Origin of the sequence: Saccharothrix tamanrassetensis, assembly GCF_014203665.1 — a bacterium.
Classification (GTDB): domain Bacteria; phylum Actinomycetota; class Actinomycetes; order Mycobacteriales; family Pseudonocardiaceae; genus Actinosynnema; species Actinosynnema tamanrassetense.
In genome coordinates this window covers 98,822-112,121 of sequence record NZ_JACHJN010000004.1, presented here as the reverse complement: position 1 = coordinate 112,121, position 13,300 = coordinate 98,822, and the positions used below count along the sequence as shown (strand labels likewise).

Sequence of the window (13,300 nt, the reverse complement as noted above, 5' to 3'; positions counted from 1 at the left end):
GCCCCCTGTTGGCAGGATGGGGGTGATCAGCAGAAGAGGTGGTCTCCGTGACGAGTTCCTTCTCCGGCCAGAACCGACCCGGCATGCCTCCACGCCTGCCCACGCCACCCACCGGGTGGCCGATCGGGTCGTACGGCACCTACGAGGAGGCGCAGCGCGCCGTCGACTTCCTCGCCGACGGCGATTTCCCCGTCCAGGAGGTGACCATCGTCGGCGTCGACCTGATGCTCGTCGAACGCGTCACCGGCCGCCTCACCTGGGGTCGGGTCCTGGGCACCGGAGCCGCGTCGGGTGCGTGGTTCGGCCTGTTCGTGGGCGTCCTGCTCTCCCTGTTCAACACCAACACGGGCACCAGCTTCGGCCCCATCCTGGTCGGCCTGGTCGTCGGTATCGCGTTCGGCCTGATCTTCGCGGCCGTCGGGTACGGCTCGGCGCGCGGCAAGCGGGACTTCCAGTCGGCCAGCCAACTGGTCGCCGGCCGGTACGACGTGCTGTGCCAGCCGCGCAACGCCGAACGGGGCCGCGACCTCCTGGCGAAGCTCGCCATGCGCCCCGCCGACGCCCCGAAGGACTGAATCCCCTCCGAAGACCTGACCCCAACCCACCACCCACCCCGCACCACCCACCCCGCACCACCCACCCCGCACCACCCACCCCGCACCACCCACGGGCGCCATCCCCACACCAGCCCGCCCCACACCGCCCACCCCGACCCACCCCGAACCACCGCGCGCCGGCACGATCCGCACACCTTCCCCACACTCGAAGGTTTCACCACGGTGATCACCGGGTAGAGCCGTTCCGGGCTCCGGTGGTTGCGGCACCTGATCACCGGGCCTAGGTTCGTTCCACCGGTCGGCCCACGGCCACCGGTGGGGCACGACGAGGTGCCGGGCGCTGCGGTCTGGCTCCTCCGTTGTCGGGAAGGGAGGCAGGGCCGATGAAGGGCGCAGGTCATCGGTTGGCCGCCGCCGGGAGCGCCGCGCTGGTCGCGACGTCCGTGTTGGCGGGTTGTGGTTCGGGTGACGGCGGGATCACCATCAACGTCTACAAGTACCCGCAGGAGAGCTTCCAGAAGATCGTCGACCGGTGCAACGACGAGGCCGACGGGTACCGGATCGTCTACCACAAGCTGCCCCGGGAGGCGGACGGGCAGCGGGAGCAGCTGGTCCGCCGACTGGCCGCCGAGGACACCGGCATGGACGTCATGGCGCTCGACGTGACGTGGACGGCCGAGCTGGCCAAGGCCGGCTGGATCAAGGAGTTCACCGGCTCCGCCAAGTCGCAGGTCGAGAACGGCACGCTGGAGACACCGCTGGACACCGCCCGGTACGAGGGCAAGCTCTACGGTGCTCCGGACAACACCAACGTCCAGCTCCTCTGGTACCGCAGCGACCTGGTGCCGACCCCGCCGAAGACCTGGGACGAGATGATCGAACTCGGCTCCCAGCTCAAGAAGCAGGGCAAACCCGGCCTGGTCGAAGCGCAGGGCAAGCAGTACGAGGGCCTGGTCGTGCTCTTCAACACCCTGGTCAACTCCGCCGGCGGCACGATCCTCGACGAGAACGGCACCAAGGCCGTGGTCGACGACAAAGCCGTCAAAGCCTTGGAGGTGTTGAAGAAGTTCGCCACGTCCGACGTGGTCGACCCGTCCTTCTCGAACTTCGCCGAGGACGACGCGCGACTGGCCATGGAGGGCGGCAAGGCCGCGTTCATGCTCAACTGGCCCTTCGTCTACGCGGCGGCGCAGAAGAAGCCGGAGTTCGCGGCGAACTTCAAGTGGGCGCCCTACCCGTCGATCGACGGCAGCGACGCCAAGGTCACCGTCGGCGGCCTCAACTACGCGGTCAGCTCGTTCACCACGCACTCCGAGCAGTCGTTCGACGCGGTGAGCTGCCTGCGCAGCGCGGAGAGCCAGAAGTTCGCGGCCATCAACGACGGCGTGCCGCCGACCATCGAGTCGGTCTACGACGACCCGGAGATGGCCAAGCCGTACCCGATGAAGGAAGCGATCCTGGAGACGCTCAAGAACGCGAGCGTCCGCCCGCGCACCCCGGCGTACCAGAACGTCTCGACCGTGATCTCCACGATCCTGTCGCCGCCCGCGAACATCGACCCCCGAGCGACCGCCGACCGGCTGCGCGAGGAACTCCAGGACGCGCTCGACTCGAAGGGGGTGCTGCCGTGAGCCACGCGGTCACACAGGAGACCGGGACGCCCCCGCCGAAGCGGGACGCCAAGGCCAAGGCCGCCATCAGCGAGGGCAAGAAGGCCGAGCGCCGCCTGGGGCTGCTCCTCTGCGCACCGGCGGTCATCGTGATGGCGGCCGTCGCGGGCTGGCCGATCATCTACTCGGTCTGGCTGTCCCTGCAGCGCTACGACTTGAAGTTCCCGGACCGGCAGGAGTTCGTCGGCCTGGACAACTACGTCACCGTGCTGTCCAGCCCGTACTGGTGGAACGCCATGTGGATCACCGTCGTGATCACCGTGGTGTCCGTGGTGATCGAGTTGGTGCTGGGCATGGTGCTGGCCCTGGTCATGCACCGCACGCTGGTCGGGCGCGGCATCGTCCGCACGTCGACGCTCATCCCGTACGGCATCGTCACCGTCGTCGCCGCGTTCTCCTGGCGGTACGCGTGGACGCCCGGCACCGGCTACCTGGCCGAGACGATCGCGGGCGGCGAGCCCGTGCTCACCCAGAAGATCCCGGCGCTGCTGGTGGTCGTCCTGGCCGAGATCTGGAAGACCACGCCGTTCATGGCGCTGCTGCTGATGGCGGGTCTGGCGCTGGTGCCGGACGACCTGCTCAAGGCGGCGGCGATGGACGGCGCGAACGCGTGGCAGCGGTTCACCAAGGTCATGGTGCCGGTGATGAAGCCGGCGATCCTGGTGGCGCTGCTGTTCCGCACGCTCGACGCGTTCCGCATCTTCGACAACCTGTTCGTGCTGACCGGCGGCTCGCAGGGCACCACATCGGTGTCGATGGTGACCTACAACAACCTGATCAAGGGCCTCAACCTGGGCATCGGCTCCACCATGTCGGTGCTGATCTTCATCGCGGTGGCCGTGATCGCGTTCATCTTCATCAAGCTGTTCGGCACCGCTGCCCCCGGCAGCGACAACGGGGGGAGGCGCTGATGGCGGGCATCGGTGGCGCCGAGACGACGGGCCGCAAAGCCCGCTGGGCGGTGCTCAACGTCCTGGTCGTGGCCTACGCGCTGTTCCCCGTGCTGTGGATCGTGTCGCTGTCGTTCAAGTCCAAGGCCACCCTCGCGGACGGCAACTTCATCCCGCGCGAGTGGACGCTGGAGAACTACACGGCGATCTTCTCCACCACGGAGTTCGTGCGGGCGCTGGTGAACTCGATCGGCATCGCGATCATCGCCACCGTCATCGCGGTGGTGTTCGGCACGATGGCCGCGTACGCGATCGCCCGGCTGGACTTCCCGGGCAAGCGGGTGCTGGTCGGGATCTCCCTGCTGGTGTCGATGTTCCCGCAGATCTCGCTGATCTCGCCGCTGTTCGAGATCGAGCGGACGCTCGGGCTGTTCGACACCTGGCCGGGCCTGATCCTGCCGTACATCACCTTCGGGCTGCCGCTGGCGATCTACACGCTGTCGGCGTTCTTCCGGGAGATCCCGTGGGAGCTGGAGAAGGCGGCCAAGATGGACGGTGCGACGCCCGGTCAGGCGTTCCGCCGGGTCATCGCGCCGCTGGCCGCGCCGGGCGTGTTCACCACGGCCATCCTGGTGTTCATCTTCTGCTGGAACGACTTCCTGTTCGCGATCTCGCTGACCTCCACCGAGAACTCGCGCACGGTCCCGGTGGCGCTGTCGTTCTTCACCGGCAGCTCCCAGTTCGAGGACCCGACCGGGTCGATCGCCGCGGCCGCCGTGGTGATCACCATCCCGATCATCCTGTTCGTGTTGTTCTTCCAGCGTCGGATCGTCGCCGGGTTGACCTCCGGCGCCGTCAAGGGGTGAAGCAATGGCCGAGATCGTGCTGGACAAGGTGAGCAAGCAGTACCCCGATGGCGCAGTGGCCGTGCGGGACGTGGACATCGACATCGCCGACGGCGAGTTCATCATCCTGGTCGGCCCGTCGGGCTGCGGGAAGTCCACGACGCTGAACATGATCGCCGGGCTGGAGGACATCACCTCCGGCGAACTGCGCATCGGTGGCGAACGCGTCAACGAGCGCGCGCCCAAGGACCGGGACATCGCGATGGTGTTCCAGTCCTACGCGCTGTACCCGCACATGACGGTGAAGGAGAACATGGCCTTCCCGCTGCGGCTGGCGAAGGTGGACGACGCGACGGTGGAGAAGAAGGTCCGGGACGCGGCGGAGATCCTCGACCTCACCCAGCACCTGGACCGCAAGCCGTCCAACCTGTCCGGTGGCCAGCGGCAGCGGGTGGCGATGGGGCGGGCGATCGTGCGCAGCCCCAAGGCGTTCCTGATGGACGAGCCGCTGTCCAACCTGGACGCCAAGCTGCGCGTGCAGATGCGCACCTCGGTGTCCCGGCTGCAGAAGCAGCTCGGCACCACCACCGTGTACGTGACGCACGACCAGACCGAGGCGATGACCCTCGGCGACCGGGTCGTGGTGATGCGCGGTGGCGCGGTGCAGCAGATGGGCGCGCCGCAGTACCTGTACGACCACCCCGCGAACCTGTTCGTGGCGGGGTTCATCGGCTCGCCGTCGATGAACTTCGTGCCCGCCGGGCTGGAGAACGGGACGCTGCGCTCGCCGTTGGGCGACGTGCCGCTCACCGACCGGGTGCGCGGGCTGCTGGAAGGCGCGGACGCGCCCCGCGAGGTGATCATGGGGTTGCGGCCCGAGCACTTCGAGGACGCCCGGCTGGTCGACGAGTCCGCGCAGTCCCACGGGGTCACGTTCACCAGCCACGTGGACGTGCTGGAGTCCATGGGCTCGGACAAGTTCGCGTACTTCAGCCTGTCGGGTGAACAGGCCACGTCGGCGGAACTCGCCGAACTGGCCGCCGACGCGGGCTCGGCCGACGTGCCCGGCGAGGGCGTGTCGCTGGTGACCAGGCTGTCCGCGGCCTCCACCGCCACCGAGGGCGAGCAGGCCGAGATCTGGTTCGACGCCGACAAGGTGCAGCTGTTCGACCCGCACACCGGACGGAACCTCACGTATTCCGGGGATTGAGCGGCTCCGGGGGCCATCCGACGTGCTCGGATGGCCCCCATTCGGCGGGACGTCACTGGGAGTTACTGACCAGCCGGGACCATCGGCCGGGACGAACTCCATGGGCCATTCAGCGCAGCAAAGGCGCAGTTCGCCGCTTTCGTACGGCTTTCGCTCCGGTCCGTCCCCACCCTGGTCGAAGGCGGGGATAACCCCGATCAACGGCGTCGGGGCAGGGGAGACCGCCGAGCACAGAAGAGAGCGCGCGATGGGGATTCTTGACGGAAAAGCAGTCGTGATCACCGGTGCGGGACGCGGGTTGGGCGAAGCCTACGCGATGCACGCGGCGCAGGCCGGTGCCGCGGTGGTGGTCAACGATGTGGACGCCGACCTGGCGGAACAGGTCGCCGAGCACATCCGGGGGTACGGCGGACGGGCGGTGGCCAGCACGCACACGGTCACCGATCCGACCGAGGCGGAGAAGATCGTCGGAATGTGCCTGACCGAGTTCGGCCGACTGGACGGCTTGGTGAACAACGCCGGGCTGAACTACGAGACGCTGCCCTGGGAGGACGACCCGGATTCGGTGCGCCGGACGGTCGAAGTCAACCTCCTGGGTGTCATATACACCGGGATCGCGGCCATGCGCGTGATGCGCGAACAGGGCGGCGGTTCCATCGTGAACATTTCGTCGGGCGCGTTCTTCGGGCAGCGCAAACTGGCGACCTATGCGGCGACCAAGGGTGCGGTGGCGTCGTTGAGCACGTCCTGGGCACTGGACCTGGAAACCGAGAACATCCGGGTCAACGCGGTCTGCCCGGTCGCCCACACCCGGATGGTGTGGAAGTCCGAGCGGTCACTGCGGGCGATCCCCGCCGACCGCACCCCCGGCAAGGTCGCGCCGCTGGTGCTGTTCCTGCTCAGCGACGACGCCGAGGGCATCACCGGCCAGATCGTCCGGTGCAACGGGCGGCAGCTGCACCTGGTCGGCCACCCCTACTTCAAGCAGCCCGTCCTGGAGAGCGACACCTGGGACACCACCTCGGTGAAACGCGTCTTCGACGGCGTCCTCCAAGCCCACCTGGAACCGTTCGGGCTGGAGAAGCGCATGCCACCGAGGCTGCGCGAACTGGTGGAGCCGGGCCAGACGGCCTGAGGCGGCTGCACGGGAAGTGTTGCCGACACCCCTGGGCGACACTTCCCTCCAGACGACTCCGCCCTGACTGCTCCGCTTGATTACTCCGCCTGATTGCTCCGCCTGATTGCTCCGGTTGACGACTCCGACCGCCTGAGGGGTGCGGTCGGAGTTTTCGTTTCCCCGATTGCGCCGCACACCTCCGTCCCCATCACGCCACACGTCGGCGGGAACCGGCTGCCACCGGAAACCGCCTGGCAGGCCGTACGCCCCTGCCCTCGTCAGGCCTTCCGGCCCCACCTCCCAGAGGCCCGTCCACCCGGCTCCGCGGCCGACTTCCGTCAGCGCTTTTCGCGCGATCACTCAAATGGGTGATCGCAAAATTGTCATACCCCCCTGCCACCATCATTTCCATGGGCGTACGCGAACCGAGGCTCACCGATTGGCGACTGGTGGTCCAGTCGCGGCTGGATCGCGTCCGGGCGGACCTGGCCGCACTCGGCCCACCCGACCCGCTCGACCCGGAGAGCTCGCAGTGGCGCGCGGTGGCCGTGCAGGAGGCGGCCGTGGTGGAGGACATGATCACCCGCGGGGAGCCCTGGTGGCGGACGGTGGCGTCGTGGTGGTCGGGCTGGCACATCGAGCGGGCGTGGCGGTCGCTGCACGAGGCCGAGATCGCCGTCGTCGCGGCGGGCAGCGGTTTCCTGGGCCGGTTACCCGGGCTGCGGGCGAGGGTCGCCGAGAACCTGGACGAGGACGACCCGCGCCGGGTCGCGCTGGAGGAGCTGCGGCCGGGCGAGTTCCCGCTGGCGGTGGAGCGGGAACTGGTGGTCGACGCGCTGCGCGCTTCGTTCGACCGGTCCGACTTCGCGCACGTCGGGTCGCGGGCGCTGCGGAACAAGCTGATCGCCGCGTCGGTGGTGCTGTTCGCGGTCAACAGCCTGCTGGGGATCGTCGGCCTGGCGAAGCCCGGCTGGATCCCGATGTGCGTGGGCTCGGAGCGGCTGCCGACGGTGTGCCCCTCGGGGAAGGCGGCGGCGGGGGCGGACGTGTGGCTGATCCAGGTGCTGGGCGCGTTCGGCGCGATCCTCTCGGCGGTCGTCCTGCTGCTGCGGCGGCGGCCGAGCCTGTCGCCGTACGTGATGATCGGGTACCAGGCCACGATCAAGATCCTGCTGGGCTCGGCGCTCGCGGTGATCGGCATCCTCGCTCTCGGCGCGGGCGTGACGACCGGGCTGATCGGGGTGGCGTCGCAGGCGGCGCTGCTGCTGTGGGCGGTGATCCTCGGGTACTCGCAGCAGGTCGCCACGCGCCTGCTGGACAGCTATGCCGACCGGGTGATGGACCAGGCGCGCCCACTGCCCAGATTGGAGGGACAGCGATAAGCCGATGCCCACAACCGAACAGTGACGCCACCCCCTGCGGCACCGGGGTACCGTGACCCGGACCGGGCAGGCCTGGGCCGGGCAGGCCTGGGTCGGGCAGAGCCGGATCCGAGTCCGGCACGGTCAGCGGTAGACCAACCCCGACAGGCGAAGGGCCAGGTTCCGGCGCACGGGCGGCAGCTTGCCGAGGGCGCTCAGGACCACGTTGCGGATCGGGCGCAGCCGGCGGTCCGCGGTGGCCAGGCGGGTCAGGCGGTCGGCCAGCGCCACCACCTGCTCGGCGACGGGCTTGCGGCCGGTCTCGTAGTCGTCGAGGGACTGCGGGTGCCCGCGCAACGCCGCCGCCAGCGCGTTGCCCAACTGCACGCCGTCGTGGATGCCGGTGTTCATGCCCTGCCCGCCGGCGGGGGAGTGCACGTGGGCGGCGTCCCCGGCGAGGAACACCCGTCCGCTGCGGTAGGCGGTGGCCACCCGGTGGTGCACGCGGAACCGTGAACCCCAGAGGACCTCGTGCACTTGTGCGCGAGTCCGGTCCGGCCCTCGGGTGTCCAGCAGCCGCTGGACGAAGTCGGCTGTGGGGTGCTCGGGAGCCTCGTCCACGGTGGCGACGATCCGGTGCACGCCGCCGGGCAGCGGTGCGACCACCACCATGCCCGCCGGCGAGAAGTACAGGATCACCTCGTCGTCGGGCACGTCGCCGCTGAGCCGCACGTCGGCGAGGCTGAACGACTCGCCGTAGGTGCCGCCTTCGAACCCGATGCCGGTCCGGTCGCGGACGGTGCTGTGCATGCCGTCCGCACCGACCAGGTAGGCCGCGCGAACGGTCGAGCCGTCGTCCAGCTCCGCCGTCACGCCGGACTCGTCCTGCGCCAGCCCGGTGAGCGTCCTGGGCCGCACGACCGTGCCACCCGAAGCCGTGAACCGGGCGAGCAGAGCAGCCTCGGTCCGCGCCTGGGACACCATCAGCGTGTACGGGTACTCGGTCGGCAGGTCGCCGAACCCGATCGGCAGCAGCACCCGGTCGCGATCGCGGATGGTGAAGCGCCCGGCGTGGATGCCCTCGCCGACGAGGACGTCCGCGACACCCAACGGCTTCAGCACCTCCAACGTGCGGGCGTGGACGACTGCCGCACGGGACGTGTTCGCGCCCTCGTCCTGGCTGTCGATCACGGTCACCGCCGTGCCGGACTGCGCGAGCGCGGTCGCGGTGGCGAGCCCGGCCGGGCCGGCGCCGACCACCAGGACGTCGGTCGTGGTCATCGGGAACTCCCTTCGAAGTCAACGGTCGTTGAATTAGAAGGTAAGGTGGTACCCGACCGCTTGTCAACGCCTGTTGGCCAACGAGTGTTGACCAGAGGTCGGCAAGGTCGTCTAGCTGCTGCGCGACGTGCGGATGGTGTCGATCACGGCGGAGTCCCAGCGGTGTGTGCGGATCAGGCGGTAGCGCTCCGCCGCGACCCACATGTAGGCCTCGGTCTCGGTGCGGTCGTCGATCAGGTCCGCCTGGCGCAACATGCCGACGACCGGCACGTACTCCTCCTGGTACCAGCGCAGCGCGACCGTCGGGCGGTCCAGGAAGGTGCCCTCGTCCTGCATCAGGCGGAAGCCCCACGCCTCGATGTGCTCGCCCAGTTCGGCGTAGTCCCACGGGTCGGACAGCAGCACCGCCGCGCGGGCCTCGCCGGACAGCGGAACCCGTTCCAGGAACAGCCTCCGGTAGTCCTTGACGATCAGGTCGCCCCGGTGCCGGATGCCGTGCGCGTCGATGCGGGTCACGATCTCCGTCACGTAGGCGTCGATCACGGTCAGGCCGAGCGCGTGGGCGACCGAGACGCGGTGGTGGCCGTCCTGGACGAAGTGCAGGTCACCGACCCGGTACACCTCGATCGGCGGCACGGCCTCGCCCCGGCGGGCCGCCAGCGCCAGCCGCTGCCACCGCTCGCGCACCCGCGCGGAGGTGGGCCGGAAGCGGCGGTCGAAATCGCGGGTGCGGTCGACGCTGCCCACGATCGAGTCCAGCCGGACGGTCTGCAGCCCCAGTCGCCGCTCGCCGAGGTACCCGAGCGCCTCCACCACCTCGTGGAACGGCAGCATGATGTTCACGTCGTCCGGTTCCCGGCGCAGCCACGCGGCCAACCGGGACAGCACCTGCCCGCGGCGGGCGCGCAGGAAGTCGTTCTCCGCGTCGGCGGCGGGGAAACCCGTGTCACGACGCATCGCCTTCCTCCTTCCTTCCCGACCGTTCCCGTTCCTGTTCCCGTCCCGGCTCGACTTCCTGTTCCCGTCCCGGCTCGGCCGGCCCGGGTCCGTTCCAGCGTGATCCCGGCACGTCGAGCACCTTGTACCCCACCACGTTGACCACCCGCGTCCCGTCCAGCCACCGGTCGGGCTTGGGCGCGCCGTGCGGGTGGATGTGCCCGTGCAGCATCAACGGCGGGCGGAGCCTGCGCACGCCCTCGTGCAGGCACGCGAAGCCCCGGTGCGGCGGGTCCGGTTCGTCGCCGCAGTCCAGCGGCGGCGAGTGGGTCAGCAGGATGTCCACCTGGTGGCCGTCCCGCAGCCGCCGCCACGCCGCCAGGCGCATCACCCGGCGCAGCCGCCGCGCCTGCTGCCGTTCCGTCCACTGGTTCGGCCCGGCGTTGTAGCGGACGGACCCGCCCAGTCCGGCGATCCGCAGGCCCGCCACGTCCACCACCCGCCCGTCGGCGTTCACCCCGCCCGCCGGACCGGGCCACCGGGACGGGATGCCCGCCTTCGTCCACAGCCCGCGCACGTTCGCGTACCCCGCCAGGTCCACGTCGTGGTTGCCCGGCACGAACACGCACGGCAGGTCCAGCGCCGAGGACAGGAACTCCAGGTAGTCGAACGGCAGGTCGCCCGCTGCGACGACCAGGTCCACGTCGTGCCGGCGCACCTGTTCGGTCCACAGCTGCTCGACCACCTCGTCCGCCACCGCGAGCACCTTCGGCATCCATCGAGCCTAAGCCCGTCGGCCGCGGGTGACACGCCGCCAGTGAAAGGGTGAAATGCGGGTTCGCCCTGCTGCCGCACGGCCGAATTCGACTAGCGTCCCGAGGTGTGCTCGCCGAGCTGTTCCTCGACGCGGCCCGCGGCTGCCGGGATCACAGTCCGCTCACCCACACCCTGCTGGTGTCGGCGGCGGACGACCTGGTGCGCGGCGGCATCACCACGCAGGTGATGGCGGGCGCCGAGTACGACCGCAAGGGCGCCGTCCCCGGCCTGCGGTTCGCCGGCGCACTGCACCGCCTGGTGCTCGAAGGACGGGTGCCCGGCCTGGCGAAGCACTACCCGACCGCCGGCGGCCGACCGGACCTGGACACGCTCTGGGACGACGCGCTGACCGTGCTGCACGAGCACACCGACGACCTCCGGGCCCTGGTCGACTCGACCGCCGTGCAGACCAACGAGCCCGGCCGCAACGCCCCGCTGTTCGGCGGCCTGCAGACCGCGACCCACCTGGCGGCGGGGATGGCGGGCAGGCGCACCGCGTTCCCGGTGCGGCTGCTGGAGGTCGGCGCGTCCGGTGGCCTGAACCTGCGGCCGCACCGCATCGCCTACCGGTCCGGCGACCGGGTGTACGGCGACCGCAGCAGCCCGTTCGTGCTCGACACCGGGTGGGTCGGCTGCCCGTCCGTCGACCTCTCGCACAACCTGCGCCTGGTGCGCCGGGCGGGCTGCGACCTCAACCCCGTCGACGTGTCCACCGAGGACGGCCGGCTGCACCTGTCGTCGTTCATCTGGGCGGACCAGACCTGGCGCTGGGAACGCCTGCAAGCCGCCCTCGACCTGGCCCGGCTCGACCCGGTGCCGGTGCAGCAGGCGACCGGCCCGGAGTGGCTGGCGGACCAGCTGGCCCGCCCCGAACGCGACGTGCTCACCGTCGTCTGGCACTCGGTGGTGTGGCAGTACGTCTCACCGGCCGACCGCGCGATGGGCCGCGCCATCCTGGCCGACGCGGCCGCCCGGGCCACCCCGATGGCACCGCTGGCGCTGCTGGTGTTCGAACCCCGGCGAGCCCACGAGGACGGCCGGTACCGGTTCCAGCTCCTGCTCAAGCTCTGGCCGAGCGGCATCTCGCTGCGCCTCGGCTCCGGAGGGGGCCACGGCGTCCCGTTCACCTGGGATCCCCAGCCCTGGAACTGATCCCGGCCCGCCGACTACCGGCGGCACCGCCGGACCGGCATCGTCCACTTCGGACGGTCCGGTCGGCGCGAGCGCGGTCGGTGCTCCCCGCTAGTGGCCGGTCGCGATCAGCAGGGTCACCGTGGCGAGCCAGCCGATGAGGAAGGCCAGGATCCAAAAGCGCAGGTTGGTCAGCATTCTGGTCATGTCGGACATCCCGTCGGGTCGGGGTGGACTCAGGACTACAGCCAGCGGTTCCGACGGAATATTCGGTAGAGCGTCAGGCAGGCGATCAGGATGACCGTGATCACCATGGGGTAGCCGTACTTCCAGTTCGTCTCCGGCATGTAGTCGAAGTTCATGCCGTAGACGCCGACCACCATGGTCGGCACCGAGATGATCGCCACCCAGGCCGAGATCTTGCGCATGTCCGAGTTCTGCTGGAGCGTGATCTTCGCCAGCGTCGCGTTCACCAGCGTGGTCAGCAGCTCGTCGAAGTTGATCACGCGCTCGGACACCTCGGTGAGGTGGTCGTCGACGTCGCGGAAGTAGGAGCGCACCTGCTCCGGGATGAGCGGCGTGTAGCCCTCGGCGAGCCGGCGCAGGGGCACGGCCAGCGGCATCACCGCGCGGCGCAGCTCCAGCACCTCGCGCTTCATCAGGTAGATCTGGTCGGCGCTGACCCGGCTGCGCGGCGCGAACACCAGCGCTTCCATCTGGTCGATGTCGTCCTCGATGTGGTCGGTCACCTCGAGGTAGTTGTCCACCACGTGGTCGGCGATCGAGTACAGCACCGCGGCGGGGCCGACGCGCAGCTTCTCGGCGTCGTCCTCCAGCTCGCGCCGGACGGCGGCGAGGCCGGAGTGGTTGCCGTGCCGGACCGTGACCACGAAGTCCCGGCCCAGGAAGACCATGATCTCGCCGCTCTCCACGATCTCGTTGGCCGTGTCCGGGGACGCGTTCTGCACGTACCGCACGGTCTTGAGCACCATGAACAGCGTGTTGTCGTAACGCTCAAGCTTGGGCCGCTGGTGGGCGTGCACGGCGTCCTCCACCGCCAGCTCGTGCAGCCCGAAGGTGTCCGCGACGCCCTGGATCTGCTCCTCGTCCGGCTCGTGCAGGCCGATCCAGACGAACCCGTCGCCGCGCCTGCGGACCTCGTTCACGGCGTCGGTGTGCGACCAGCGACCGGAGAGCCGCTCGCCGTCGACGTACACGCCGCAGTCGACCACGTACGCCGACAGCGGCACCGGGATCGGCACCGACGTGCGGTCGCGGTCGGGCACGCGGCCTCTCAGGCCGCCGAGCGAGGGCAAGCTGGGCACGGGTCCTCCAGACAGGGGGCGTCGACTCGCAGACCAAATGGCGACGGCACGTCCCCGACCGGACAACGCTGGGCCTAGCTGTGGAAAGCCGACCCTCCGTGGAGGACGCGCGAGGTACTCGCAGGATGGGGGTCATTACTCATCGGTAGCCCTCACCTCCT

The 13,300-nt window shown here is 69.8% G+C and carries 11 protein-coding genes and 1 pseudogene; 8 read left to right on the top strand and 4 right to left on the bottom strand.

The window, feature by feature from the left end; genetic code table 11:
• Positions 1-83 precede the first annotated feature (83 nt).
• The 7 genes from FHS29_RS13535 (at position 84) to FHS29_RS13505 (ending at position 7,671) form a co-directional block, all read left to right on the top strand.
• Positions 84-575 (top strand): general stress protein, encoded by a 492-nt coding sequence (locus FHS29_RS13535; protein WP_184691509.1) that lies wholly within the window; start codon positions 84-86, stop codon positions 573-575.
• 365 nt (positions 576-940) lie between these two features.
• Positions 941-2,188 carry an ABC transporter substrate-binding protein gene (locus FHS29_RS13530; protein WP_184690982.1) on the top strand — a complete coding sequence of 416 codons (1,248 nt, stop codon included), beginning with the start codon at positions 941-943 and terminating at the stop codon, positions 2,186-2,188.
• Positions 2,185-3,138: a carbohydrate ABC transporter permease gene (locus FHS29_RS13525; RefSeq protein ID WP_312864905.1), complete on the top strand. Its 954-nt coding sequence runs from the start codon at positions 2,185-2,187 to the stop codon at positions 3,136-3,138. The genes FHS29_RS13530 and FHS29_RS13525 overlap by 4 nt, the downstream gene beginning before the upstream one ends.
• The gene (locus FHS29_RS13520; RefSeq protein ID WP_184690981.1) at positions 3,138-3,983 is read left to right on the top strand and encodes a carbohydrate ABC transporter permease; all 846 of its coding nucleotides are present in this window, start codon (positions 3,138-3,140) and stop codon (positions 3,981-3,983) included. The genes FHS29_RS13525 and FHS29_RS13520 overlap by 1 nt, the downstream gene beginning before the upstream one ends.
• A gap of 4 nt (positions 3,984-3,987) precedes the next feature.
• The gene (locus tag FHS29_RS13515; RefSeq protein WP_184690980.1) at positions 3,988-5,172 is read left to right on the top strand and encodes an ABC transporter ATP-binding protein; all 1,185 of its coding nucleotides are present in this window, start codon (positions 3,988-3,990) and stop codon (positions 5,170-5,172) included.
• Positions 5,173-5,419: 247 nt separating this feature from the next.
• Entirely contained in the window at positions 5,420-6,307 is an 888-nt protein-coding gene (locus FHS29_RS13510) for an SDR family NAD(P)-dependent oxidoreductase (protein WP_184690979.1), read from the top strand.
• A gap of 392 nt (positions 6,308-6,699) precedes the next feature.
• Positions 6,700-7,671, top strand: a complete 972-nt coding sequence (locus FHS29_RS13505) for a hypothetical protein (protein ID WP_184690978.1) — start codon at positions 6,700-6,702, stop codon at positions 7,669-7,671.
• A 123-nt stretch (positions 7,672-7,794) separates the two neighbouring features.
• Here FHS29_RS13505 and FHS29_RS13500 read toward each other — a convergent pair whose 3' ends face one another.
• From FHS29_RS13500 to FHS29_RS13490, 3 genes and pseudogenes are all read right to left on the bottom strand, one after another.
• Positions 7,795-8,931: an FAD-dependent oxidoreductase gene (locus FHS29_RS13500; protein WP_184690977.1), complete on the bottom strand. Its 1,137-nt coding sequence runs from the start codon at positions 8,929-8,931 to the stop codon at positions 7,795-7,797.
• A gap of 111 nt (positions 8,932-9,042) precedes the next feature.
• Positions 9,043-9,888, bottom strand: coding sequence for a ParB N-terminal domain-containing protein (locus FHS29_RS13495; RefSeq protein ID WP_184690976.1), 846 nt, complete (start codon positions 9,886-9,888; stop codon positions 9,043-9,045).
• 112 nt (positions 9,889-10,000) lie between these two features.
• Positions 10,001-10,642, bottom strand: a pseudogene (locus FHS29_RS13490) (metallophosphoesterase family protein); the annotation flags it as partial.
• 107 nt (positions 10,643-10,749) lie between these two features.
• On the opposite strand from FHS29_RS13490, the gene FHS29_RS13485 reads away from it, so the two are divergent.
• Entirely contained in the window at positions 10,750-11,835 is a 1,086-nt protein-coding gene (locus FHS29_RS13485; RefSeq protein WP_184690974.1) for a DUF2332 domain-containing protein, read from the top strand.
• A gap of 221 nt (positions 11,836-12,056) precedes the next feature.
• On the opposite strand, the gene corA is transcribed toward FHS29_RS13485, so the two are convergent.
• Complete coding sequence (gene corA / locus FHS29_RS13480; RefSeq protein ID WP_184690973.1) at positions 12,057-13,139, bottom strand: magnesium/cobalt transporter CorA; 1,083 nt, start codon at positions 13,137-13,139, stop codon at positions 12,057-12,059.
• Positions 13,140-13,300: the final 161 nt, after the last annotated feature.

Bases quoted from the DNA above. Each gene is read 5' to 3' on its own strand.
- FHS29_RS13520 (WP_184690981.1), top strand. From the start codon at position 3,138: ATGGCGGGCATCGGTGGCGCCGAGACGACGGGCCGCAAAGCCCGCTGG.
- FHS29_RS13515 (WP_184690980.1), top strand. From the start codon at position 3,988: ATGGCCGAGATCGTGCTGGACAAGGTGAGCAAGCAGTACCCCGATGGC.
- FHS29_RS13535 (WP_184691509.1), top strand. From the start codon at position 84: ATGCCTCCACGCCTGCCCACGCCACCCACCGGGTGGCCGATCGGGTCG.
- FHS29_RS13510 (WP_184690979.1), top strand. From the start codon at position 5,420: ATGGGGATTCTTGACGGAAAAGCAGTCGTGATCACCGGTGCGGGACGC.
- FHS29_RS13505 (WP_184690978.1), top strand. From the start codon at position 6,700: ATGGGCGTACGCGAACCGAGGCTCACCGATTGGCGACTGGTGGTCCAG.
- FHS29_RS13500 (WP_184690977.1), bottom strand. From the start codon at position 8,931: ATGACCACGACCGACGTCCTGGTGGTCGGCGCCGGCCCGGCCGGGCTC.
- FHS29_RS13495 (WP_184690976.1), bottom strand. From the start codon at position 9,888: ATGCGTCGTGACACGGGTTTCCCCGCCGCCGACGCGGAGAACGACTTC.
- FHS29_RS13530 (WP_184690982.1), top strand. From the start codon at position 941: ATGAAGGGCGCAGGTCATCGGTTGGCCGCCGCCGGGAGCGCCGCGCTG.